This is a genomic window from Pseudoalteromonas luteoviolacea (assembly GCF_021654285.1).
Taxonomy (GTDB): Bacteria; Pseudomonadota; Gammaproteobacteria; order Enterobacterales; family Alteromonadaceae; genus Pseudoalteromonas; species Pseudoalteromonas luteoviolacea_J.
This window is the reverse complement of sequence record NZ_JAKFZS010000016.1, coordinates 16691-40973: the sequence shown is the minus strand read 5'-3', so window position 1 is coordinate 40973 and position 24283 is coordinate 16691. Positions and strand designations below refer to the sequence as shown.

At 44.0% G+C, this 24283-nt stretch carries 20 protein-coding genes and 1 pseudogene; 13 read left to right on the top strand and 8 right to left on the bottom strand.

What is annotated here, in order from left to right; genetic code table 11:
• The first annotated feature begins 55 nt into the window (after positions 1–55).
• The 4 genes from L1077_RS15825 (at position 56) to L1077_RS27615 (ending at position 4127) form a co-directional block, all read left to right on the top strand.
• Complete coding sequence (locus L1077_RS15825; RefSeq protein ID WP_237137858.1) at positions 56–1936, top strand: hypothetical protein; 1881 nt, start codon at positions 56–58, stop codon at positions 1934–1936.
• A 228-nt stretch (positions 1937–2164) separates the two neighbouring features.
• Positions 2165–2854: a tonB-system energizer ExbB gene (gene exbB, locus L1077_RS15820; RefSeq protein ID WP_237137856.1), complete on the top strand. Its 690-nt coding sequence runs from the start codon at positions 2165–2167 to the stop codon at positions 2852–2854.
• A 1-nt stretch (position 2855) separates the two neighbouring features.
• Complete coding sequence (locus L1077_RS15815; RefSeq protein WP_237137854.1) at positions 2856–3275, top strand: biopolymer transporter ExbD; 420 nt, start codon at positions 2856–2858, stop codon at positions 3273–3275.
• Complete coding sequence (locus tag L1077_RS27615) at positions 3276–4127, top strand: energy transducer TonB (RefSeq protein WP_237137852.1); 852 nt, start codon at positions 3276–3278, stop codon at positions 4125–4127.
• A 256-nt stretch (positions 4128–4383) separates the two neighbouring features.
• Here the strand turns inward: L1077_RS27615 and L1077_RS15805 are convergent, their stop codons facing one another.
• Complete coding sequence (locus tag L1077_RS15805) at positions 4384–4662, bottom strand: helix-turn-helix domain-containing protein (RefSeq protein WP_237137849.1); 279 nt, start codon at positions 4660–4662, stop codon at positions 4384–4386.
• Positions 4663–4945: 283 nt separating this feature from the next.
• Here L1077_RS15805 and L1077_RS15800 point away from each other — a divergent pair, with 283 nt between their 5' ends.
• Positions 4946–5194, top strand: coding sequence for a helix-turn-helix domain-containing protein (locus L1077_RS15800; RefSeq protein ID WP_063363335.1), 249 nt, complete (start codon positions 4946–4948; stop codon positions 5192–5194).
• Between the two features lie 201 nt (positions 5195–5395).
• Complete coding sequence (locus tag L1077_RS15795; protein ID WP_063363334.1) at positions 5396–5980, top strand: hypothetical protein; 585 nt, start codon at positions 5396–5398, stop codon at positions 5978–5980.
• A gap of 944 nt (positions 5981–6924) precedes the next feature.
• Here the strand turns inward: L1077_RS15795 and L1077_RS15790 are convergent.
• A pseudogene (locus L1077_RS15790) lies at positions 6925–7128 on the bottom strand (helix-turn-helix transcriptional regulator); the annotation flags it as partial.
• A 389-nt stretch (positions 7129–7517) separates the two neighbouring features.
• On the opposite strand from L1077_RS15790, the gene L1077_RS15780 reads away from it, so the two are divergent.
• Positions 7518–7922: a hypothetical protein gene (locus tag L1077_RS15780; RefSeq protein ID WP_237137848.1), complete on the top strand. Its 405-nt coding sequence runs from the start codon at positions 7518–7520 to the stop codon at positions 7920–7922.
• Positions 7923–8377: 455 nt separating this feature from the next.
• Here L1077_RS15780 and glmS read toward each other — a convergent pair whose 3' ends face one another.
• Both glmS and L1077_RS15770 read right to left on the bottom strand, forming a co-directional pair.
• A complete protein-coding gene (glmS, locus tag L1077_RS15775) occupies positions 8378–10198 on the bottom strand; it encodes a glutamine--fructose-6-phosphate transaminase (isomerizing) (protein ID WP_063363317.1) in 1821 nt (606 codons plus the stop codon).
• Positions 10199–10228: 30 nt separating this feature from the next.
• Positions 10229–11005, bottom strand: a complete 777-nt coding sequence (locus L1077_RS15770) for a DeoR/GlpR family DNA-binding transcription regulator (protein WP_063363316.1) — start codon at positions 11003–11005, stop codon at positions 10229–10231.
• Between the two features lie 157 nt (positions 11006–11162).
• Here L1077_RS15770 and L1077_RS15765 point away from each other — a divergent pair, with 157 nt between their 5' ends.
• On the top strand, positions 11163–12167 hold the full coding sequence (locus L1077_RS15765) for a pepsin/retropepsin-like aspartic protease family protein (protein ID WP_237137846.1): 1005 nt from the start codon (positions 11163–11165) through the stop codon (positions 12165–12167).
• Between the two features lie 37 nt (positions 12168–12204).
• Here L1077_RS15765 and L1077_RS15760 read toward each other — a convergent pair whose 3' ends face one another.
• Genes L1077_RS15760 through L1077_RS15750 form a run of 3 tightly spaced genes read right to left on the bottom strand, consistent with a single transcriptional unit; the run spans position 12205 to position 16609 of the window.
• Positions 12205–14616, bottom strand: a complete 2412-nt coding sequence (locus L1077_RS15760) for an ABC transporter permease (RefSeq protein ID WP_237137844.1) — start codon at positions 14614–14616, stop codon at positions 12205–12207.
• 9 nt (positions 14617–14625) lie between these two features.
• Entirely contained in the window at positions 14626–15327 is a 702-nt protein-coding gene (locus L1077_RS15755) for an ABC transporter ATP-binding protein (protein ID WP_063363314.1), read from the bottom strand.
• A gap of 22 nt (positions 15328–15349) precedes the next feature.
• Entirely contained in the window at positions 15350–16609 is a 1260-nt protein-coding gene (locus L1077_RS15750; RefSeq protein WP_063363313.1) for an efflux RND transporter periplasmic adaptor subunit, read from the bottom strand.
• 208 nt (positions 16610–16817) lie between these two features.
• Here L1077_RS15750 and L1077_RS15745 point away from each other — a divergent pair, with 208 nt between their 5' ends.
• The 4 genes from L1077_RS15745 (at position 16818) to L1077_RS15730 (ending at position 22496) form a co-directional block, all read left to right on the top strand.
• Complete coding sequence (locus tag L1077_RS15745; RefSeq protein ID WP_237137842.1) at positions 16818–18203, top strand: sigma-54-dependent transcriptional regulator; 1386 nt, start codon at positions 16818–16820, stop codon at positions 18201–18203.
• A gap of 9 nt (positions 18204–18212) precedes the next feature.
• Entirely contained in the window at positions 18213–19511 is a 1299-nt protein-coding gene (locus L1077_RS15740) for a sensor histidine kinase (protein ID WP_237137840.1), read from the top strand.
• A gap of 84 nt (positions 19512–19595) precedes the next feature.
• On the top strand, positions 19596–20348 hold the full coding sequence (locus L1077_RS15735) for a LytR/AlgR family response regulator transcription factor (protein WP_081216561.1): 753 nt from the start codon (positions 19596–19598) through the stop codon (positions 20346–20348).
• A 159-nt stretch (positions 20349–20507) separates the two neighbouring features.
• Positions 20508–22496 (top strand): TonB-dependent receptor, encoded by a 1989-nt coding sequence (locus L1077_RS15730; RefSeq protein WP_237137838.1) that lies wholly within the window; start codon positions 20508–20510, stop codon positions 22494–22496.
• Positions 22497–22522: 26 nt separating this feature from the next.
• On the opposite strand, the gene L1077_RS15725 is transcribed toward L1077_RS15730, so the two are convergent.
• On the bottom strand, positions 22523–22819 hold the full coding sequence (locus L1077_RS15725; protein ID WP_237137836.1) for a DUF6482 family protein: 297 nt from the start codon (positions 22817–22819) through the stop codon (positions 22523–22525).
• A gap of 175 nt (positions 22820–22994) precedes the next feature.
• Between L1077_RS15725 and L1077_RS15720 the strand changes: the two genes are divergently transcribed.
• On the top strand, positions 22995–24281 hold the full coding sequence (locus tag L1077_RS15720) for a LysM peptidoglycan-binding domain-containing protein (protein WP_237137834.1): 1287 nt from the start codon (positions 22995–22997) through the stop codon (positions 24279–24281).
• The last annotated feature ends 2 nt before the right edge of the window (positions 24282–24283 follow it).

The following is a 24283-nucleotide window of genomic DNA, read 5'->3' as shown; positions in this document are numbered from 1 at the left end:
AACCAACTTTTCTCATAACTCTAGGGTCAACTATCTTCTCAATGACAGGCATACAATGAAAAAACTCAGTGCTTTATTACTCGCATTCGCTTTCCCAAGCCTTGCAACCACAGCTGTAGAAGGGATCAGTGTTAATCACCTGACGTCTTTGCACTCTACAGGTCCTGTTGGTTGGCCAACCGCAGGTAAGCCATTTGCGCCGCCAATTTATAACGCAGAGCGTGATCAACTCCTCGGATTATCTTACTTTGGATATAAAGGTGAAACTGCTCCAAGCATGTGGGGACTAACGCCGGTACGAGGACATTACTTCGCACTTGCAAAAGAGGTTGCAGGCGTTGTTGGTTTCGCAGAGCACCCGACAGAAGACAAGCTCTATAGTATCGATCTCAAGGGCAATATATTGTCTGTGCACTCAGATGGCAGTAACAAAGTCATTTTATTTGACAATACAGAAGAAGAGCTCAACAACAGGCCAAATGTACAGCCTATTTTCGATAATCAAGAACGACTCCTATTTATCGATACCGATCATAAAACTTACTCTCGATTAATGCGTTTAGAAAAAGACAACACGTTAACGGAGCTATACAGATTTAACAACAACCCCCATGGCGACTTCACCGCTGCTGGCGGCATGCTATTGAGTGGTAATATACTTTATGGCTACTTAGGTTACCCCCGTGGCATACCTCATCTCAATACACTCTCAATCGATGATGACTTTATCGTCGGTGCACTCTATGCAGTAGAGCTCGGTGAAAACCCCATTGCAGCCTTGCCCTTGATCCATGAATTTACCCTCAGCCAAGGTGAAGTACCCTGGCACACCCGCAGCGGTGATGAAGGCCGTATTGCCACCTATTTAGTTGAAGATGAAGCGGGCTATCTATATGGTTCGACGACCGTGGGGAGCTGCAGGACCAAAGGAATTATTAGTTATAGCGGCAAAGCTATCGGTTTTGCCAGCGGTCTCTGTGGTGGAGATTCCCAAGTTCACAATGTCATTGAAAAAAATGAGCGCTTGATCCACACAGAGTATCCACATTATGAAGGCAGTAACCCCCATGGCTCACTCTTTAGAATTAAAAAAGATGGCTCTGAGTTTAATTTGCTGCATACATTCGATGGCGAAAACGGCAGCCAACCCCGTGGTCCTATGGTGATAACCGATACAGGCTTTTTGTATGGCACAACCATGAGCGGTGGCATACATAAGAGTGAAAATACACAAGTACTTGAAGGCAATGAGTATCCAACCCACCCAGGAAATACGACATTCGATGGGACTATTTATCGACTTAATTTAGCGGATATACAGATTGAAAATGGCCAAATCATTGAAAGTGGGTTTGAACATGTGCATTCGTTTAAAGCTGGAATTGCCGAAGACTCAGATGGCAAGGTACCAACCGGACTCATGTTAGCTGAAAACGGTAAGCTGTATGGTACCACCCTGTATGGTGGTAGAGGCTACTCAGATCAATATGGGGGAACTTTTCTCGCCGACAACCGAGGCACGGTTTTTGAGGTCGATTTAAGTGGTATAACACCAACAGGTTCTGTGTCTATCAGTATCACGCCTGGCAATGCCCAACTTGGTGAAGAAGTAGAAGTCACTTGGAGTAGCCACAATGCAGCTGACTGTGTTGCGATTGGCGGCGCGGATGTCGGTGATTGGGTGCCAGATGGACAAATCGAGCCGCAAGGCAGTATTAAAATCTCACCTGAGTCAGGCATTTACACCTTTACAATTAACTGCCGAGATGCCGATGTGGGTGCGCGATTAGGTGCGCTATCGACGCTTTACGTCAATGCAGAAGCAAAAATAAAACAAGAGGAAACCTTAAGCTATGGCAATGGGGGTGCGCTAGGTTGGGTGTGGCTAATCGTGTTGGCTGCTTTAACTAGATTACGTACTCGCGCTAAGCACTAAGTCCGCCTCTGTTTCGGTATACTCCACACACATTTATGCCAATGCGCAAAATGCGCCATTGGCATAAATGTCAGAATCCTAATACTGACTTCACATCACGTTTCCTCATAAAAATAAAAAAAGTTAAAAAAGCATTACTGTTTTTTTAATCTCATGCGTTCTTTAACTATAGGGGTTCGTTTTTAGTGAAGTCAGAGGTTTATAACAATGAAAAAAGCTTTCGCCTTTTTGGCGCTCGCGTCCACTTTTAGTGCATCAGCGGCTGGCACAGGTTCGCTCACGGCCTATGCCATGTTTATGCAGGCAGACTGGGTGGTCAAAAGCGTGATGTTGATGTTGGTTGCCGCCTCTGTTGCTTGCTGGGCCATATTTATTACCAAGCAGAAGCAAATTAACCTCGCTCGTAAGCGCCTCTCACTGTTAATAGCACAAAGCCGCAACCAAGATGATCTGATAAAGCTAAACAATACCGATGTATTAGAAGCGCAACTCGTCGAAGAGGTTTTAATCGAAATGGACTGGGGCGCTAAAAATAATGCCACAGCTGACGGGGTCAAGGAAAGATCTCTGCAGCGCATGAAAACCCGTGCCGACGAATTCACGGATGGCCTCACTCAAGGCACGGGTTCTTTAGCTTCTATTGGCTCCACCGCACCTTTTATCGGCTTATTCGGCACCGTTTGGGGCATTATGAACAGCTTTATCGGTATTGCCGCAACCAATAGCACCAATTTAGCCGTGGTTGCACCGGGCATCGCAGAGGCCCTGCTGGCCACGGCTTTAGGCTTAGTCGCGGCTATTCCCGCGGTACTCATGTATAACCACTTTACCCGCAATATCGCACTATATCGCAAGCAACTTAATGCATTTTCTAGCCAACTGTTAGTATTGGCTGGCCGCCAACTGGAGCTGCGTTGATATGGCAATGATGAATGACGGCGACCAAGATGAGTTTGCACTCAATAATGAGATCAACATGACACCGTTTATCGATGTCATGTTGGTATTATTGATCATCTTCATGGTGGCAGCGCCTCTGTCGACCGTTTCTGTGCCGCTTGAGCTCCCTGGCGCCGATGCACAGGCGCAAACCTTAGAACAAAACCAGCTTATCTTATCATTAGACAAAGAGTTACAGCTATTTTTAGGCGATCAAGCGGTATCCAAAGACGGGCTTGAAGCCGCACTCAATATGGCGAGCCACAATAACCCTGAGCAAATCGTATTTATCCGAGCCGACGAAAAAGTAGATTATGGCAATGTGATCAGCGTACTCAATACATTGCGCAGTATCGGCTACCTCAATGTGTCGCTCATTGGTGAAGAGGATTTAAATTAAGTGCTCACTCGCCATGATTGGTTATTAGGGTTCTTTTGGGCTGTTTGCTTGCACCTTGTCATACTTGGTGCGGCGCTTTGGCACTGGCAACCCCATACGCCTGCAAAACCCGCCATATCAAAAGCGCCGTTTGTGGTAAAATTAGCGCCCTTAGCAAAAGCAAAAAGCCAATCTCAAGAACTGCAAAGCGCACAGGCTCAATCGACCAACACACCGCCACCAAAAGCGCTTCCAGCCCCCTCATCGAGCGACATCGCTTTAGCCCACGATGGGAAATTAGCCATCGCAAAAAAGCCGGAGAAAACCCAAGAGCCAGAGCCAAAACCGGAGCCTAAGAGCCTGTCTGACGCTAAGCCAAAGCAGCCCATGATACCCACACAGAGCAAAATGGCCGAGTTAAAACCGCAAGCGCCTCAGCCTGAAAAATCGAGTGAGCCGCCTAAACAAGAAGCCGAAAAACCTGCACAGCAAGAAAGCATCGCCAGTCGCGCAAGAGAAATTAAAGCAGAAGACATTGCGCAGCAAAATCAGGCGCTACAACAAGGACAAGATACCCAGCTTGCATTGGTCGCTAAGCAAACTTGGCAGGCGGAGCTCATCGCCCACCTTGCGAAGAAAAAGCGCTACCCCACGATGGCCCGTAAAAGAGGTCAAGAAGCAACGATAATGGTTAGTTTTGCCATCGACGATAAAGGTCAAGCGCGCAATATCGAAATAGTGAAAGCATCTCGCTACCCACTGCTCAATAAAGAAGCCAAAAGCGTTGTTAAACGCGCACAACCCCTACCGTTGCCACCACAGACAATGCGCGAGCACACCGTGATGGTACCCGTACGATTTTATTTAATGTAAAACCTCGCAGGTTTAATCAATGCCGCTTTACCCAAATATGAGCAACCACCATATATATGTCGGTCACTATAATTAATATTTAAAACCTACATCAGACAATTTAACGTTTATATACTCCAAGACCAGCATTGCACACCAATAAATAAAGCCTTTATACATGGCTGCAAAAACACCATTAAAAATAACTTTCGTTGCATTTGATACAAATGTAATTAAACACTTAAAAATCCGACAACATATAGCTAAACCTTGTGTTCTATAATCTAACAGCTATGCTATTTTCCTTTCCTGTATATTGAATAAATGGGCAGTCAAATTCATCACCAAAAATCAAATACATTTCGTAAAGCTGAGCCACCGTCATCACAGTTCTTCCAGTTTCGAAATTACTGATAGTTGCTTGATCTACACAGAGCTTTGCTCCCAATTGGGTTTGCGTCAGATTATTCTTTTTTCTTAACCTGCGTAAATTGTGCTGAACCTCAGACATTAAGTCGTTCACTGTTACTTTTCTTCTTATGACATTATTTTTCATCGTTTCCCTCGAAAATTCACCAACATACTACTCTAAAATCAGTTTCCATATTTACTTATGAAAATGCATTGTTAATAATATAAAATGGTTAATGTGGAAAAATCTTCGAATTTTATGAAAAGGAATATTTATGAGAAATTTTCTTACCTTCAGCATTTTTGTAAAAATTCAAAGCTTGATGTAGCAAGTCTCATCACACTGTTTAAGACATAATGTAAGACATAATGCCTTATACAGTTACATGAGATAAAACCTTTGATATTTATCCAAAAGGAAATCAAATGTGATAAGCGGTGACGACCTCAAAGCCATGCGCAAAAAAGCAGGCTTCACTCAAAAGCAAATGGCCGATAAGCTCAATATCACCAGAGAAACGGTGAGTAATTATGAGCTTGGGGTCGGTGAGCCACGGATGAGTCATTTTTTCAAATGGCTAGCTTATTGTAAAATTGACATTAACCCACTGATGATACAAATTAGCAATGTATCGAACAAATTAAACGATCCAAAAGACATTAACGATAAGGAATAATTATGAAATCACTCAACCAAGAATCTCTAAAAAAAGTCATTGGAGGCTCATTATTTATGCCAAAGCAACCTCATGAGATTCAAGTTATAACTCCACAAGGTTAAAACTATTTATTGGCGTATTTTATCAAGCTCAGAATTTATATAATCTCAGCTTTAGAATACATTACTGAATAAAGCTCAAATATAAGTAATTAACTCTATGAAAATGGTACATTTGATACTTGTTTCAGTCATTGCACTTATCGCTTTTTATCTGCAAATAGATGACCCTCAGGTAGTCTTTCACGTTTACCTTCCAGTACTAGCTTTCTGCTTTATATTTGGCTTACTGCAAAAAGAGCCTAATATTTGCCATATCTCTATTATGCTCGCCGTTGTTGCATTAACTGAATATAGTTTATTTAGTACCGGTCTCATAGATTTAGGTTCACCAGACGATGACTACCTCATTGTGGGTACCAAAATATTTGGCATACAACTGTTAATCAACCTATTTGCTATTGCGCTTTTTATTTTTAGAGTGCAAATTTCACGGTTTTTCTCAAGCTCAAGCAAGATTGTACTTACTGACTTTGATGGTCTTTTTCATTGGCTATTTATAGTAGCAGGTATTATGAATGTATTAGCCTTGATTGAAAATGCGTTAAGAAATGGCCTTGGTTGGCTATCTTTGACATTGATTTATGACATCTATACATTTGTTGGTTCAGCTATTATGGCTCTGACGTGTGGGTTATTACTCACCATGTTGATCTTACAAGCAAAAAATAAGCAACTTACTTAAGGTTGCCACTATTTTTTGCCTATATAAATGAAAATTTACATACCGTTTATGTCACTAAAATGTGGTGTAAAGTAAATATGAGAGAGCAACAGCGGCGTATGTACAGCAGTCGCTTTTGGTATTAAGGTCAGCTGCTTAACCATAACTTAGCGATGCACTATCGTGCCATTCGCTGCAAAAACATTGATGTACAGCGATTCAATTTACAAATAAGCGCCTGTTACACTGGCGCTTATTTTATTTGGAGCACACTTAGTTTCCCCTACATGCCTTAAACAACACTGTCGACTTAAGAGCTATAAAACAGCTAGTTAGAACAAGTAGACTGTTTGCACTATAGGTTGTATAGACAAGTATAGCATAATGAAGTTTAACTCTTATTGCTTCAATAGTGCTGCTTAGTCCGTTGACCTATGTGTTGCGACCTCACTCTCTCGCTCTTCTGCTTTTAATGCATAACTAAATTCGCACAACAAACACCGACATGGACCAATATCATTGCATTGTTGCGAACGTATAGTTTGAAATAAGGTACATCAATCCAATAATACTTATAGGCTAAAATTTCCAGCCAAGACACTAAGTTAATAAATGCGCCAAATAACATGAGTAAAATAATGCCACATTCTTGTAAAGTGAATACCTGCCTATTAAACACAAGTAGAAAGTAATTTATATGGGTCTTTTCATACAAGAATAGAGCCAGTGATCTTCGATAAACTATCGGTAAGACTAAAGCAATGCACATGAAAAGATCTGCCAGATAATAATGTGTCCTCCACTGCATTATGGTAGGGTTTAATAAAATAATCACGATATCCAATACTGCATAACATATTAAAAACCACCTAGCCGTAGGTACTTTCCATGTTAAGAGTAGCGATATAGTGATCACAGTCAAAGGCAAGAACTCAACAAGCGAATAAAACTCTTTCATAATCTTGTCACTCCTTTTTTTGCTTTATATCAGCCGAAGATGTATGAGTCGTCACGTTAAACAGATCAAAAACCGCTGAAAAATCCTTACCAAAAATTAAAAATAGCTCAAAGAGATGGATGTAGGTCATGTCGGTTTTACCCGACTCATAATTAGAAATGGTCGCCTGGTCAACGCCAAGTTTCTTGCCAAGCTGCTCTTGAGTCCATTTTTTTTCCTTTCTTCAACGCCGCATTGAGCGCTGTACATAAGCCCTAAAGTTTTCAGTTTTTATCTGCCGTGAATTGGGTGTCACACTGATTTCTCCTCCTTAACAGGTGATGTCAACTTATCAGCACCTTTTTTGCAAACCAACAAAGCTATAACAAAAAACTATATTTATATTAGTAATTTATAAATGCATTTATAAAGTAGGAAAAATGTATTATTTCATATCTAGCGCTCAATTAGCTTTAAGAAAATAGCAAGTAATTCACTATTTAAAATGGACACAAAATACATGCTAACAAGCTCGGGGAAATAAAGAGAAACTAGGTCATTCCTGAAAAAAAAGGCGTGATTTTTGCTCGCATATTTAGGTGAAAACGAAAGGAGTTCTCTATGAATATAGCAAATACTAAAGCTGTGTATAGCAATTATAACGCCATTCAAACTGCAAAAAAGCAAGATACTACCAGTCAACAGCCACTTGCTTCAGACCCTAACACTAGGGAATCGAATAGCAATGGCCTCGATATGCGAAACGTGTCTCAAGAAGACATCAGAACATTAGCGAAAATCACCGGAGATGATCGCATATGGCAGTACATCCCGTTTGAAGAATTTGAGTTTAAAGGGAATACACTTGTTGGAGTCGAAAACAAAGATTATTTGGGCACTTTAGAGCGCAGAATTGAATATAATCGCAGTATCGGCCAACCAACCACAGGTTATGAAGAAACCTTGGCCGCCCTCAAAAATTATCAAGGCTATATTTTACCTAAAAACATCAATGAGCGCGCTTAACTTATTAATATACTTGCTAAAAACTCAGAAAGGCACACTTTGTCAACTCGTTATAAGCTCTCTTCGGTCATCAAATTGACACCCTACTCTAATAGAACAGGATATGTTAATAATGAAACATAATTCAGCTATTAGAATGTCACAGAACAAAAAGTGCGAATAGCAGTGAGTCTAGAACAGCCCAAGTTTAAATAAGAAAGCGGTAATGCGGATAAATGCTATGACAATTCAGAAAGTCATGGTGATTGTTCACTAATGAACAATGCTCTTCTTGGGAAGTATCCAGATTTGGTTTTACAGCACGCTCTTAACTTAATGACTGTGTGAACATAAAAAAATTGCCCAGTAGTCAATAGAAACTGGGCAATTGCCGATATACAGTCAGTATGAGACCTTATTGTTACGGGTGAAACTTTATTGTTCACCCACACCATCTATCACATACTCAGCCTGAATTACTCAACCGTTACCGATTTTGCTAGGTTACGCGGTTGGTCAACGTCAGTGCCTTTAATGACAGCCACATAGTATGACAACAGCTGTAGCGGGATTGTATAGACAACTGGCGCGATGATGTCTTCAACGTGGTTTACATTCATGACACGCATCGTATCATCTGATGCAAATGCAGAGTCTTTGTCAGCGAATACATAGATGATGCCGCCGCGCGCACGTACTTCTTCGACGTTAGACTTCAGCTTTTCGAGTAGCTCATTGTTTGGCGCCACAACAATGATTGGCATATCCGCGTCAATCAGTGCCAATGGACCGTGCTTTAATTCACCTGCTGCGTAAGCTTCTGCGTGAATATAAGAGATCTCTTTAAGCTTCAATGCGCCTTCCATTGCAATTGGGTATTGTGAACCACGGCCAAGGAAAAGAGAGTGATGTTTGTCTGCAAACTCTTCTGCTAATGCTTCAATACCTTCAGCCATGCTTAGTGCTTCTTCTAACTTGTTAGGTAAGGTCTTAATGGCATTAACAATCACGCTCTGATCGCGACCTTTTTCTTGCGCGATAGAAGCCGTTAGCATCAATAAGCCAACAAGTTGCGTGGTAAAGGCTTTGGTTGAAGCAACGCCGATCTCAGCGCCCGCTTTGGTCATAAACGCCAAATCAGATTCACGTACCAGTGATGAGCCAGGTACGTTACAAATGGTCATAGATGCCATGTAACCTTGCTCTTTTGCTAGGCGTAATGCTGCTAACGTATCCGCTGTTTCACCAGATTGAGAGATCGTTACTAATAGGCTATTTTCGTGCACAAACGACTCACGATAGCGAAATTCTGAGGCAATTTCGACATTACAGCTTACCCCTGCAAACTGCTCAAGCCAGTAACGCGCCACCATACCAGAGTGATAAGATGTACCACAGGCAATGATCTGCACGTGCTTCACATCTTTAAAGATTTGGTTTGCACTGTCACCAAACGCATCCACTGTCACACGGTCGTTCTCAAGGCGGCCTTCAAGGGTATTACGCACAGCTAACGGCTGCTCATAAATCTCTTTTAGCATGTAGTGACGATATTCGCCCTTGCCTGATGCATCTTGCGTGATATTCGACTCAACGACTTCACGCTCTACCGGATTGCCGTCCACATCAAAAATCTCAACCGTATCGCGAGTAATACGTGCAACATCACCTTCTTCTAAGAAGATAAAACTACGTGTCACAGGCAATAACGCCAGCTGATCAGAGGCAATGAAGTTTTCACCCAGGCCTAGACCAATCACCAACGGGCTGCCTGAGCGTGCCACAATGATTTCATTGTCGTTTTCTTTGTCAAAAACAACCGTACCGTACGCACCTTCAAGCTGCTTAGTCGCTGCTTGTACTGACTCAAGCAAGCTACCATGCTGCTGGCGCAATTGGTGAATAAGGTGCACCATCACTTCTGTATCTGTATCCGATAAGAACGTGTAGCCATCTTCTTTTAACGCATGACGCAATGCTTCATGGTTTTCAATGATGCCATTATGTACCAGTGCAATTTGCTCATTTGATAAATGTGGGTGAGCGTTCGCTTCGGTTACACCACCATGTGTAGCCCAACGAGTGTGCGCAATACCCGTTGTGCCTTTGACTTCTGCACGTTCAAGTGCACTGGCCAAATTAGCCACTTTACCTACTGCTTTAACCGTGTTTAATGTGCCCGCACTGCTCAGTGCTACACCTGCTGAATCATAGCCACGGTATTCTAGACGTTTTAAACCTTCAATTAGAATTCGGTTAACCGGGCGCTCTGCCACAGCTCCTACGATGCCACACATAATCTCTCCATTCGTTGCACGTTTGTGTGTTTACTCTTGTGTGATCTCTGCACAGATCACGTTTACGCCATGTGCCTCGATCGCTTGGCGCATCTCTGGTGCCAAGGTGTTGTCGGTGATCAAGGTGGTGACTTGCTGCCATGGCAGCTCTAAATTTGGGATTTTTCGACCAATTTTTTCAGACTCAACCAGCACAATCACTTCTCTTGCGGCTTCCGCCATCACCTTACTCAACCCGATCAACTCATTGAATGTGGTGGTTCCCCTCGCCACATCAATGCCATCAGCACCGATAAACAGTTGATCAAAGTCATATGAGCGTAGCACTTGTTCGGCAACTTGGCCTTGGAAGGACTCAGAATGCGGGTCCCAAGTACCACCGGTCATCAATAAGGTGGGTTCATTTTCGAGTGATAATAAGCGGTTAGCAATGTTGATGGCATTGGTCATAACGACAAGGCCACGCTTGGTCGCAAGCTCTGGGATCATAGCAGCAGTTGTTCTGCCACTGTCGATAATGATGCGGTTATGGTCACGGATCAAAGCCGCTGCAGCGCTGGCAATCGCCACTTTACGCAGCGGATCTTGCTTATCGACCCCCGTTGCCACAATCTCTTTGGGCAGCGCCACAGCGCCACCGTAACGACGCAGTAATAGGCCGCTTTTTTCCAGCGCGGTTAAGTCCTTCCGAATCGTAACTTCTGATGTTTCGAACTCAGCAGCCAAAGCCTCTACACTGACTTCACCTTCGCTGTTTACACGGCTGACAATGGTATGGCGGCGCTGTTGAGTGTTGCGTTTGGTCATTTATCTTTCACATAAGTTTCGGTTCGAAATTTAAGGGTATTCTAGTCGAAACCTTGAAGATTATTCAAGTGTAAATTTGTATAAATAATTAACACCTTAAGCAAAGCTTTCTTACGATCTAATTATTACAAACCATTTAAAAAGGAATTAAATGAAAATGACACAGTTACAAATTGATTACAATAAAGTCTGGCACCAAGCTTTAATCATGTTTAAAGTAGCGTTCCAAGAAATACACACCTTAAAAATAAAAGCCAATCTTATGAAATACACCTTGTTACTAGTGGGACTGCTCTTCAACGCCTTCACCCATGCTGCAGTGACACCATGGCAAGACTTTACTTATCAAAATGGTCTTATCACCATCCCAGTGAAGGTCTCTGATATAAATAGTTACGCGGTATTGGATACCGGCGCAAATATGAATGCCATCAATGAAAACTTTGTGACCAAACACAAACTCAGCTACACCCATAGCGGTAATATAGACGTTGAAGGTGCTTTTGATGTTAAGCGCAACAAAATTTATCAAAAAGTGCCCGTGTCATTTTTTGGCATAGACACACACCTTGAGCGACTGCCTGCTCTGAATCTCAGTATGCCCGATAACGCAGTGCTGTTTGGCCAAGGTTTTTTTAAACTATTTAATACCCAAATTGATTACCCGAATAAGCGTATCCGCTTACTTACGCACGACCATCTTAACATTAAAGAATTTGAGAATATTGAGTTCAAACTCCAAAAAGGCTTTGAGCAACCCATCGTTAAAATCATTCTTGAAGGCGAGCCGGTATGGATGTTGCTCGATACTGGCTTTACCGGAGGCGTATTGATTGAACGCCGCTTCGCGAAAAAATTTGGTTGGTTAGGCACCCAGAACCCAATGGCCTATTTTACAGGAGCAAATACTCAGGAAAAAATGGAAAACGTGCTCGCCAAAGAAGTTCAATTTGGCCCTTTCACCCTTTCTAATGTCAAAATAGCCTTTCCCGCCGAGGGCAGTAAAGTGAATGTCACAAGCCAGTACAGCCATTCTAGCAGCCACGTTAAAGGCGTGAAGGTCAGAGGCATTGTCGGCTACGACGTATTCAAACACTTTGTGATGACCATGGACCTCAAAAACGGAAATTTACACGTTGGTGTACCAAAAGAGCAACTTTAAGCCAAACAGCCAGCGCTTATCGCGCTGGCTATGTTTGTTACTCGTAGCGTAAAATCTGCGATGGCCTGATTGTTGCCGCTCTAAAGGCTAAAATAGCAACCGTAAGCCAAGTACTTAGCGCCACAAACCCAGCACTCAGTACATACACCCAGAGCGCCTGTGAGATACGCTCGTTAAAATGGTTTAGCCATCCATCAAGTATCCAATAACTGAGTGGGAAAGACAGCAATACCGCCGCACCAATCAACACCACATACTCCTTTGCTAATAAGTTTACAATGCTGACTCGTGATGCACCCAAGACCTTGCGTACAGCCACTTCTTTTTGCCTGCGCAGCACTGAGAAAGAAGCGAGGCCCAATACACCCAAGCACGTCAGTGCAACCGCTAATGCGCTGAAAAATAAAACCAACTGCTGTATGCGTCGCTCGCTCATGTGCGCACGTTCATATTCATCTTCAATACGAGAAATCGAGACTTCTTGTAACTTCAATTGACTCGACACCAAATCGCGGATCTGGGCAGATACACTTTGTGCAGACACGGTACCATCGAGTTTGACGACGATATCTGCAAATGGGCGACTAACCACACCTGCGCGAAATGAAATCGGTAACGCTTGCTGTTTAGCTGAACCAATCTTTACATCTGCCACCACACCCACAATCGTGACTTGCGTGCGACCATTATGCGATGTAGCTTGCTTACCTATCACTTCTTCTGGATTGCTGTAACCCGCCATTTTCATATAGCTTTCAGAGACTAATACGGCATAACGGTGAATATCTTGCCCATCACGACGAAACCAATCACTGCCAAATTGAGGAGAAAAATCACGCCCTGCGAGCAAAGTTAAGCCCAGTGTTTCAACAGCATAGTAACCCGTTGAAACCGTAGGTTGAGTGCCTTGCAAGCGCTCCCCATTCGGCCAAGTTAAATGTAATCCCGCATTCATGTCTACGGTTAGGTTGGTATTGCTGACCGTGACAGATGACACACCCGCAACATCACCAATATTGTCAAATAAACGGTTATTTTCAGCCTTATAGATAAGCTCAGCTGGCAAGTCTTTCACCAATAGCCTGTCCGTTTTTGCATAACCAACATCCAGTGTATTCACCAACGCCATTTGCTTGTAAATCACCACAGCCGCAATGATCAAGGCAATAGACAACACACTTTGAAAATACAAAGTCAGCTTACGTACCCAAATCGCGGTTTGTCCGCGTTGTAAATCACCACTGAGTACACGCTTAGCACTGAAAGAAGAAATAAACAGTGCAGGATATAACCCCGATAAGATGCCAACAAGAACAATCACACCGGCAACAGCCGCTAAAAACCACATAGAGAAGTCTAAACTTAACGATCTATCTAGTACTTGGTTTACCATAGGCAAAGACAGCTCAACAATGGCTAATGCAATTAACCCCGCAAAGCTCACAACCAATAATGCTTCAGTTAAAAACTGTTGGATCAACTGAAAACGAGTCGCGCCGAGCGCTTTTCGTACGCCAACCTCTTTTGCGCGCTTGGCCGCGGCTGCTATATTTAAATTAATGAAATTGGTACTCGCCACCAGTAATAATATTAAAGCCAAAGCAACACTCACCAGCATCACCTGCTTTGAACCGCCTTGCTTCATTTCAAATGGACCACGGCTATTAAAGTGGACATCTAATAGTGGGATTAAATGCAAAGATAAAGTCTTTTCACGACCTGTCGCTTGCTCAGTAAACAGCGCATTTAAATCGGCTTGTATGTTATTAACATTGGCGCCGGGCACCAAGCGCATGTATACATAACCACTGACATTATTTTGCGCATTCGCAGGAATTGCGGTCAGTGTATGAAAATAAAAATGGGTATTGTCTGGCAGATCTGCAAATACAGCAGCAATCGTATAGGTGCCTGCGTCATGAATTAATCGCTCGCCCACGACATTGTCGCGCCCGAATAAACGGATCGCAGTGCTTTGACTCAACGCCAGTTGATTCGGCGACGTGACCGCTGTCTGTACTGAGCCCGAAAGGACATTAAGCGACACAAAATCCAGTAAATTGCCACTTGCCGCATAGAAGTGCGGCAATTGCACTTGTCTATCGGATATTTTGACTGTCAGCGGTAAAGACCCGCCGTTATATTCAATACTTTCAGCATCTGCGAGCATCAGTACATCTTCAACCTGACTCTGTTGCTTCATTTGCATCGGGTGCTGAGATCTTGCGTTACCAATGAGCTGTAACCCCCAACTGCGGTAATCTGTATGCACACGATAAACGCGCTCAGCATTAGGATGTTGATGATCAAAAGAAAATTCATAAGCCGCAAACAAAGCAACAACAATCGCCGCCGCTAATCCGATACTCAGGCCAATCACATTCAATGCAAAATGTTGCTTGTGTTTGGCAAACGCGCGCATTGCTGTGGTGATATAACTCGAAAACATAATATCTCCTTAAGCCACATGACTTGATTGGGTAACTTGACTTGCCTTATCCACTAAGATTCGGCCATCCAGCAAGCGGATCACTCTGTCAGCATATTCGCCTTCGGTTTCTGAGTGCGTCACCATGATCACCGTGGTGCCTTCACGGTTAAGCTCGCGTAACATGGTCATCACTTCTTGAGAGTTCTTGGAATCAAGGTTTCCCGTTGGTTCATCCGCTAAAATCAATTTTGGATTAATAACCAATGCTCGTGCCACAGCAACACGCTGTTGTTGACCGCCCGAGAGCTGTTGCGGTAAATGATCCGCCCGATGATCGATGCCGACACGCTTAAGAATGGCGTCCACACGTTGCTTACGCTCTGCTTTAGAGACATTTTGATATTGTAGAGGTAGCGCGACATTTTCAAACACAGTTAGCTCATCAATAAGGTTAAAACTCTGAAATACAAAGCCAATAGATGCTTTTCGTAACGTCGCCATTTGCTGTTCACTGAATCCAGCGACTTCTGTACCATCAAATAAATAACTGCCGCTTGAGGGGCCATCTAACAGGCCTAATATCGACAGTAGGGTTGACTTGCCGCACCCAGAAGGGCCCATAATCGCCACGAATTCACCGCTATTGACGGTTAAATTGATATCGTCCAGCGCCGTTGTTTCCACATCGTGAGTTCTAAATACTCGGTGTAATTGAGAGAGCTTAATCATTGTTCTGTCCTTTATATTTTTATTAGTTACTTAGATTTAAAACATCGGCTTTATCAAAGTTGCCGTAATGGGAAGTGATCACTTTATCCCCCGGCGCCAGCCCCGATAACACTTCGTAGAAATGTTGGTTTTTCTTGCCCAGCCGAATCGCCTTGCGCTCGGCCTGCGTGCCATCATTGCTCAATACAAATACCCAGTGTCCGCCGCTGGCGCTAAAGAATGCCCCGCGCGGCAATAACGTTGCCTGTGTTTGCTCATCGCTGAACATCAATTGTGCATCCAACCCTTGGCCACGTTTAATGTCTTGTGTACCAGCAGGTAACTCAGCTTCTATTTGAAATTGTGCGTTACTCACTCGGCTATCAATTTTGGTCACCTTTGCCTGCAAGGTTTGACCACCATGATTGATCTCCATAGTCATACCCAAGGTAACTTGACTTAAGTAAAACTCATCCAAGCTCACTGATAATTTATATTCATCTGGTATATCAATTTGGCCAAGGCGAGCACCTGCTTGCTTTGACTCACCCACTTGCACATCTAGCTCACTCAAATACCCAGATACTGGGGCCGTCACTTGCAAGCTCTCCAAGTTTTTACGGGCAAACTCTAAATTACTTTGCAGCATTTTGGCACTGTCTTCTAACTGCGCCAGCTGGACTTTACGAATACTGTTTTCTTGTGCTTGGCGTTCGATGGTCAAGGTATGAATATCGCGGTTGTACTGTAAGTTTTCACGAATTTCGTCCACTTCCTCTTGGCTCACCAACCCTTTTGTCAGCAATGACTCAGTCTGCGTCAATTTACGCTCTAAATGGCTTATATTTAGCTCAATATCTAATAAATCACGTTTTAAATTCAGTGCATTGGTTGTCATCGTCATTTGCGTGTTACGCAAGAAGTTAAGTTGCTCAGTCACCTGTGCCTCGCGACTCATCACATCTAGCTGTAAATTGGTATTGGACAGTTGCACCAGTGGCTGGCCTTTTTCAACATAAGTGCCCTGCTCAATCAGTCTGGCTTCAACACGGCCGCCGGATACGGTATCTAAAAATATGGTGGTTTTAGGCACCACTTGACCACGCACGCTTAACGCATTTTTGAACTCACCACTCACCACTGAACTGACAGTAAGCCCAGCAAGGTTGACCGTTTGAGATTGTCCCTGTTCAGCGGAGTAGTTCATGCTATACGCACCGAATCCAATTGACACTGCAACCGCAGCTACAAGTGCAGGTTTTAAAAAGCGACGGTGTGTTGTGTTAGTAATTTTTTTGTCCATGGCATCAGCTCCTTTGGCTTAGATACAGTTACTAAATCAAGATTGATGCCAAAACTAAAAAACAATAAAATCAACAACTTAAATATAACATAAAAATAGAGTCAATATAAGGTGTCCGATAATGGTACAACCCCGTGTCCATATGTGGACAGTTTCAGACGTTTTACGTTAAGCTGTGTCGGTCAAATAATAATAACGAGCTCAGCGTATGGAAAAGCAAGGCACGATCCTCATCGTCGATGACAATACCGACGTTTTACTGGCAGCCAAGCTGCTTTTAAAGAAGCACCATAAAAAAATCCTCACTACAGACAATCCGTTTAACGTTGAATCTCTGATCAATGACCATCCTATAGATGTCATTTTGCTTGATATGAATTTTGACCGTGATGCCATCAGTGGCCAAGAAGGACTCTATTGGCTGAAGAAAGTCCATCATCAAGCGCCCAGCATCGCGGTGATCCTCATGACTGCCTACAGTGATGTGCAACTGGCCGTTGAGGCAATTAAAAACGGCGCAACTGATTTTGTTGCCAAACCTTGGCAAAACGATCAGCTACTCACCGTGATTGCCACAGCCTTAGCCCATGCTGAAGACAAAAAAGCCCTCAACAAGCTATCAAGGCAAACTCAAGGCTTAAGCCAAGCGCTCAGTACGCCGCAAAGTGAATTTTTAGGGCAAAGTGATGCTATGTTGCAGGTCTTTGACACTCTTGAAAAAGCAGCGAAAACAGACGCCAATATTTTAATAACCGGTGAAAGTGGCACAGGTAAAGAGCTCACAGCGCATGCCATCCATGCACAAAGCCCACGCGCTCAGATGCCTTTTATCAGCTTAGATATGGGGGCCGTGTCGGGTAATTTATTTGAAAGTGAGTTATTCGGTCACAAAAAAGGGGCGTTTACCGATGCCAAATCAGATCGTGTCGGACGCTTTGAGTTGGCCCATGGCGGCAGCTTATTTTTAGATGAAGTGGGTAATATGCCTTTAGCACAGCAAGTGAAACTCTTGGCCGCCATTCAAAATCGTCAGATCACCCCGATAGGTAGCAATCAAGTGATTGACACAGATATACGGCTCATCTGTGCAACCAATGAAGCTCTACCTGAAGCTGTTGCCCAAGGGCAATTTAGACAAGATCTCTTGTATCGTATCAATACCATTGAAATTCGTCTCCCGCCACTGAGAGAGCGGGCAGCGGATATTCCACTGTTAGTCCAGCACTATTTAGATATTTATCAGCAAAAATACCGTCGCGAGCTATCACTTCCCGCTAGTGCACTACGTACTTTATGCGAATATCACTGGCCGGGTAATGTCCGAGAATTAGCCCACACCATTGAGCGTGCAGTTATTTTATCCGAGGGCAATGAGCTCGCGATTCATTCAGTCTTAGTCGCCCCAAGCCAAATGCAAACGCCTGAAAACGCATCGCCCGTGCACACGCCAGATACCTTCGACTTAGACATCATTGAGCAACGTACCATTCGCGCAGCACTGAAACACCATCAAGGCAATGTCAGTCACGCTGCCAAAGCATTAGGGCTAACCCGTGGCGCGATGTATCGTCGCCTAGAAAAGTATGGGCTGTAAGTGATGAACATGCGCTTCAAAGCCACACTATGTGGAGTAAGCTTACTCCTCAGTGGCATGCTACTCTTTGTCGCGGCCATGCACTATCAATTAAGTGCCATCACTGCGTTAATCATCCTGTTAATCATCGCTCAAATAATGTGGCTCTCTCGCTTGTTTCAACAGGCTCAACAATTTCCAGAGCAACTGTTTCGTGCACTGGCCAATGGCGACCATACTCTAGGCCTGCCTACAACCCATCCACTGCGTAAAGACTACGAGCAAGCTCGCAGCAAAATGCAAGCCACCCAACTGGATGCACAAAGGCAAGTGCAAATCATCAATGCGTTATTCAACCATATCAATCTACCCATGTTGATCTGCGATGAACACGGTCAAGTGATTGAGCAAAGCACCGCTGTAAATAAGCAACTGGGTACTAAGATGAATAACTTAGAGGCACTTAAACAGGGTAACCTAGACATTTTTGAGTTTGTCAGTGCGGCCACCACCAACCAACATGGCACCTTTCATTGGCATAAAAATGAGCAGCCAGAGACCTTGTATGTACAAGTAAGCACACTACATGTGCAATACCGTCAGTATAAAGTCATCACACTGCAATCCATCACCGAGCAACTCAATGCCAAAGAGCAACAAGCCTATAAAAAGCTTACAAAAGTCCTTACCCATGAAGTTGCAAACTCCATCACGCCATTGGCGTCGATGGCGCACACCTGTTTAGCACTGATACCGGATACGCTGCAATTTGATGATCAGGAAGACAAAGACGACTTAACACTCGCTCTATCCACATTGGCATCCAGAAGTAGCCATCTAAGCGACTTTATCCGCGAATTTAGACAGTTAAGTAACCTACCTGTGCCGCAGCTGCACGCGACACAACTTTGCGAACTGCTCGATACAACCAAACACCTGTTCGCCAGCCAACATCCAGATGTTGATATTGAGGTCAGTGGTATAACACATATCATGTGTACGCTTGACGTAAAGCAAATTGAGCAGGTACTTATCAATCTATGCAAAAATGCCATTGAAGCGGTTGCCACCATGCCCAATACCGCACCAAAAGTTCGCCTTATTGCACTGCACAATGAACATGGCCAACTCTGTGTGGATGTGTGTGACAACGGCCCTGGAATAACGGAGCAAGCCTGTAAAATGATGTTTGTGCCTTTTTTTACTACCAAGCAACAAGGTTCAGGTATCGGTTTGAGCTTATCAAAACAGATCATGGTGCAACATGGAGGCGAACTGCTCTACCTTCACCGTTCTGAAGGGGCTTGCTTTCGCTGCGTATTTGGATAGTGAACAGGTTAAAATACCACCACTTTATATAGGCAAATTAAATTATTCGCGTACACTATCACTGCGTTTCTGATTCAGGGTTATATGATGACAGCACAACTTAAAAAGGAATGGCTCATCTCCTTTGCTGGGTGGAGTGCCTTTATCTTCTTCATGTCTGCCACTTATGTGCTTTATGATTGGGCCATGCCACCGGCTGAAGAGATTAATAATCGCCCTTGGTGGGCTTTACAAGAGTGGGGGCTCTGGTATTTGTTAACGCCCGTGGTTTTTCGTCTCCTCACACAGCACCATCAAGCAAACCGCCTGACTAAGCAAAAATTTATCTGCATCCTTGCCTTGATGTTATGTATTTCCATGACCTATCAAGCCATATTTGACTTCTGGGTGTTGTGTGATGCCATCCCTTACACCATGCTTTACTTTGCGCCTTCTCACCCGCTGGTGTTGTTTGTTTTAAGCTATCTTTGGCATACGTTTTTGCGCACCGAGCAACCCCTTCATCACAATACATTAGAAGTGGAAACTGGCAGTACCACGGCGCGGTTACGCTTTAGTGATATCACCCATATCAACTCAGCCAGTAATTATGTTGAGTTACATACTGAGCAACACCATTATTTAAAGCGGATCACGTTAAAGCAAATCGAGCAACAGCTCCCAGATACACAATTTATACGTACGCACCGCTCACACTTAGTCAATTTAGATTACGTTGAACGCATACATATAAAACCGTCCGGTAGCGGTTTAGTGCTACTAAAAAGTGGTCAATCGGTGGCGCTGAGCAAAGCATTCAAACCGGTATTAAAAGCCAAGTTAAAACACGTCGCTTAGCCCTCAACATTACACTCGTCCCAAGCCCATAGGGACGAGTGAACAATCCCAGTCCATTCGTCCCAAAAACCCACCAGCTATCCCTAGGTTATTGATAATAATAGATTGATTTATTTAAATAGACTCAGCAAGTCAGTTAAAAATGGACGTCAACTCTCGATGAAAGCCTATTGTTCAACCATGGTATTACTTGGTTTTTGTGCCAATACATTCAGTATCACTGCCGCAGCAAGCAATACAAAAACAACACACCAACAACAGTTTGCTGCAACACACTATGACAATGACAACCTGCATACATTGCACGGGCAAAACGCATTGGAAAAAGTGAACCAATTACCCGGCTTTACGCTAGTGCAAAGTAACCAGCAGCGCGGACTGAGTGCCGCAGGCGGAAACGTGCTCATCAATGGCGCAAATGCGGTTTCTAAATCTGAGTCTCTGTCTGATATTTTAAGGCAATTGCCCAGTGACCAAATCGCAGCCATTCACCTTTACAGCGCAGGCCACCCCTTCAGTACGGCAAGCCAATTTAATCAATTAGTTAATATCATCACGCATTCACCCAAACTTGGCGCACACTGGCAAGCCAGAAGCAAGTTAACCTCCGCTTATCACGCCTATCGCCCTAGTGAGTTGGCTGCGCAAATCGCCCTCCCAAGTGCAGGTTGGCAGCATCAGTTTAATCTGCATTATCAAGATGATCGCAGCCAATCGACCTCAAATTTTCAAGAGATAGACGCATTTGGCAGCATGTTAGAGCAAGGTCATGAAGCATTTTTTGAAAAACGCAATGGCCGGCTATTGTCGCTGACCAGTCAACCTGAACTCACCGACAGCCGCCTTGTTTTTTCATCCAAAGCCGTTCTGGATGATTTTCAAATAGAGCAAGCCAGAGACAACAGCAGCCCTTTTTTATGGCAATTGGATAAATCAGAATCTCGTTCTGAATATGAAATGACTGTGGACTGGCAAAAAGAAAGTCGTCACAAAAACCAATGGCAGGTCATCGCACTACACAACCGAAAATTAGAGCGTATTCACAGTGCCACTTTTGATCACGCTGCCGTCGCAGCGCCCTATCAACAGCACAAGACACAACAAGAACAGGTTGTTCAACTCAATATCACTTTGCCAAACACCGCTTATTCACCTGAATTTGGTATTGAGATCAGTCGCAACCAACTGGATGCCACGACGAACAATGATGGGGACTTTGAACAAGCGCAAGTGAGTGAAGTCAGATATCAGCCATATGCCGCTATCTCCAGTGAAATAAATCAACAGTGGCAGCTGTATACCCGCCTAAATACAGAGCGAACCGTCCTTAAGAGCCGCGCCAAGCAAAACCATAAAGCCCAATTGGGATTTATTAAGCCACTTATTAGGCTCAGCTATGACCCTCAGTCCAATTGGGATATGACAATAACGGCACAATATCAGGTTGATCAGCTCGATTTCGATGATTTTGTGCAAAGCCAAGATGCAGAGTTTAATCGTGCTCAATCAGGCAACCTCACCCTCAGGCCAAGTCAATTCACAGAGCTGGCAACCCAGCTCAACGTACAATTGTTTGATAGCTTATTTTTCAATTTAAACCTCTATCATCAGTGGCAAAAAGACATTCATGAATTTATACAACTGCCCAATGGCGATACCATGATAGGTAATGCCGGTGCAGCGCAAAAGCTGGGCGGCGCACTTAGCGCGACATGGGATACCTCAAAGTGGCTAACAGGAAGTCAATTTAACTTAAGCTATGATTTTGCACATGCCCGATTTGACGACCCATTGACCGGGTCACGGCCCACTGACGGGATCACCCCACATGATGCCTCCGTTGAATTTCGCCAAGATGGCAGCACCTATAACTGGGGGCTCGAACTCTATCTTCCTCTGACTGAAACCAATTATTACATTGACGAAATATACACTGAGAAAGACCAAATTGAACTCAGTGCTTTCGCGGAGTATCAACTGTCTAAACGGCTGCGAGTACGTGGTGCTGTCGCAACCCTAAATACGGCGAAGTATAGTTATGTACAGCATTATTTTGATGTCAATAGACTTGGCAGATACACAGGGACTCGTCGTATTGATGAACGAGTCGACCCCGTTGTTACCCTATCTCTGTTAGGGCAGCTGTAAATGGGGCATAACGCCCCACCTTTCTCTTAGTGAACGAGCGGCAGTTTAAATCGGCAATGTCCGTCACTGACGCTGCCCACCATCTCATCGTACGCGGTTTCCATATCAAGCGTGGCTTCTGTCGCGCCAAGCTCTACCAACTCAACTTCGGCCTCTCGCAACGAGTTGTAAGTAACGATTTTACCTTTTTTATCGGTTATCAAATGATAGTTACCCAACACATCTAAACCACCCGCAAGATAATGGTTTGAGTCTGCATAACTGAGTATGACCGGGTCCATATAGCTATGTTCAAATTGTTCTTTCAATTCTGTGCGGTCCATAAAACACCTCTCAACAGTGGAACTACTTACTTAAACGCACTCAACTCCAGTTTAGTTCAAAAAACAAACAGAAACTATCTCACTGGCTCACTATGTCCCAATTATTTTAACTTGTGTATTTATTTCACTAACTTATAAAATAGCGTAATAAGAATAATAATAACTCGGTGCCGCTATGCTAAAACGACCGCTTCTCATTGCCTGCTTTTTATCTCTTACGGCCTGTCAGACGACACAAGATGCTGCACAAGCTGATGCTTCTACTCAGCAAATGCAAGAAGCCCATATTAAGCCAACCCAAATTCAAACTCCGACAGACGTGACCAAGGCAAAGCCTTTCCCGATAGCCCCAATCCATCAAGAGGATGTCTGGCAGCGGATCCGCCAGCAAATTAGCTTTGCCCCCTCAAGCCACCCTAGGGTACTACGACGCGTCAATTGGTATCTTCAACACCCTAATTATATGGATACCATCAGCCAACGTGCAGGCCCTTTGCTGTATTACATTGTGACTGAAATTGAAAAGCGCGGTTTACCCATTGAACTGGCACTCATGCCTTTGATTGAAACTGATTTTGATATGCAAGCTTATTCACATAAACATGCCTCGGGACTGTGGCAATTGACGCCTTTGATCGCCAAACATTATGGCATTGAGATCAACCCTTGGTACGATGGTCGCCAAGATCTGATTGACTCAACCCGTGTCGCGCTTGATTTTTTAACCTACTTGCACAAGCGCTTTGACGGCAACTGGTACCACGCGGTTGCGGCGTATAATACGGGGGAGGGCAGAGTCTTAAGAGCCATAGAAAATAACCGTAAAGCAGGTAAATCAACGGATTTTTTTGCGCTACAGCTACCGCGCCAAACACGTCACTATGTCCCTAAACTTATCGCTGCCACGCAATTACTCAAACAGCAATTAATGCCCTTTCCGGCCATTGCCAACACCCCAGCCATCACCACAGTTTCTTTACCCGCTGCCACTATTTTAGATAGAGATCCACAATGGTCTATGTTAGCCGAACTCAATACTGGGTACGCACGCTTTCCCGCTTTGCTTGGCGGCCCCAACCGCCTCATTATGCCAATCGACAAAGCACAGCAATGGTCAGACTATGCCAAAAACCTCCCAACCATGCCAAGTGACCAGTGGCAAACCTACACAGTACGTCGTGGCGATAGCCTGAGTGTGATTGCTGCCAATTACGAACTCAGTGTTAGGCAGCTCAAGTCATTTAACCAACTGCGCACCGATACCATACGTATTGGTCAGCAGTTGGTGTTACCCGTACTGGCCGATAAACACTACACCTATACCGTCAAATCTGGCGATAGCTTATGGCGCATTGCCAAGCAATTTAATGTTTCCGTGAATAAGTTAAAGCAATGGAACGCGCTATCCAGCTCAACACTGCAAATTGGTAAAGAGCTCACTTTATTTTTAACGGCGCCATAAGT

What these genes read in the sequence shown, in the direction of transcription:
- L1077_RS15740 (WP_237137840.1), top strand. Translation starts at nt 18,213, where the DNA reads ATGCGCTTCAAAGCCACACTATGTGGAGTAAGCTTACTCCTCAGTGGC.
- L1077_RS15765 (WP_237137846.1), top strand. Translation starts at nt 11,163, where the DNA reads ATGACACAGTTACAAATTGATTACAATAAAGTCTGGCACCAAGCTTTA.
- L1077_RS15720 (WP_237137834.1), top strand. Translation starts at nt 22,995, where the DNA reads ATGCTAAAACGACCGCTTCTCATTGCCTGCTTTTTATCTCTTACGGCC.
- L1077_RS15725 (WP_237137836.1), bottom strand. Translation starts at nt 22,819, where the DNA reads ATGGACCGCACAGAATTGAAAGAACAATTTGAACATAGCTATATGGAC.
- L1077_RS15815 (WP_237137854.1), top strand. Translation starts at nt 2,856, where the DNA reads ATGGCAATGATGAATGACGGCGACCAAGATGAGTTTGCACTCAATAAT.
- L1077_RS15735 (WP_081216561.1), top strand. Translation starts at nt 19,596, where the DNA reads ATGATGACAGCACAACTTAAAAAGGAATGGCTCATCTCCTTTGCTGGG.
- L1077_RS15750 (WP_063363313.1), bottom strand. Translation starts at nt 16,609, where the DNA reads ATGGACAAAAAAATTACTAACACAACACACCGTCGCTTTTTAAAACCT.
- L1077_RS15795 (WP_063363334.1), top strand. Translation starts at nt 5,396, where the DNA reads ATGAAAATGGTACATTTGATACTTGTTTCAGTCATTGCACTTATCGCT.
- L1077_RS15805 (WP_237137849.1), bottom strand. Translation starts at nt 4,662, where the DNA reads ATGAAAAATAATGTCATAAGAAGAAAAGTAACAGTGAACGACTTAATG.
- L1077_RS15760 (WP_237137844.1), bottom strand. Translation starts at nt 14,616, where the DNA reads ATGTTTTCGAGTTATATCACCACAGCAATGCGCGCGTTTGCCAAACAC.
- L1077_RS15825 (WP_237137858.1), top strand. Translation starts at nt 56, where the DNA reads ATGAAAAAACTCAGTGCTTTATTACTCGCATTCGCTTTCCCAAGCCTT.
- L1077_RS15755 (WP_063363314.1), bottom strand. Translation starts at nt 15,327, where the DNA reads ATGATTAAGCTCTCTCAATTACACCGAGTATTTAGAACTCACGATGTG.
- glmS (WP_063363317.1), bottom strand. Translation starts at nt 10,198, where the DNA reads ATGTGTGGCATCGTAGGAGCTGTGGCAGAGCGCCCGGTTAACCGAATT.
- L1077_RS15770 (WP_063363316.1), bottom strand. Translation starts at nt 11,005, where the DNA reads ATGACCAAACGCAACACTCAACAGCGCCGCCATACCATTGTCAGCCGT.
- L1077_RS15780 (WP_237137848.1), top strand. Translation starts at nt 7,518, where the DNA reads ATGAATATAGCAAATACTAAAGCTGTGTATAGCAATTATAACGCCATT.
- L1077_RS15745 (WP_237137842.1), top strand. Translation starts at nt 16,818, where the DNA reads ATGGAAAAGCAAGGCACGATCCTCATCGTCGATGACAATACCGACGTT.
- L1077_RS15730 (WP_237137838.1), top strand. Translation starts at nt 20,508, where the DNA reads ATGAAAGCCTATTGTTCAACCATGGTATTACTTGGTTTTTGTGCCAAT.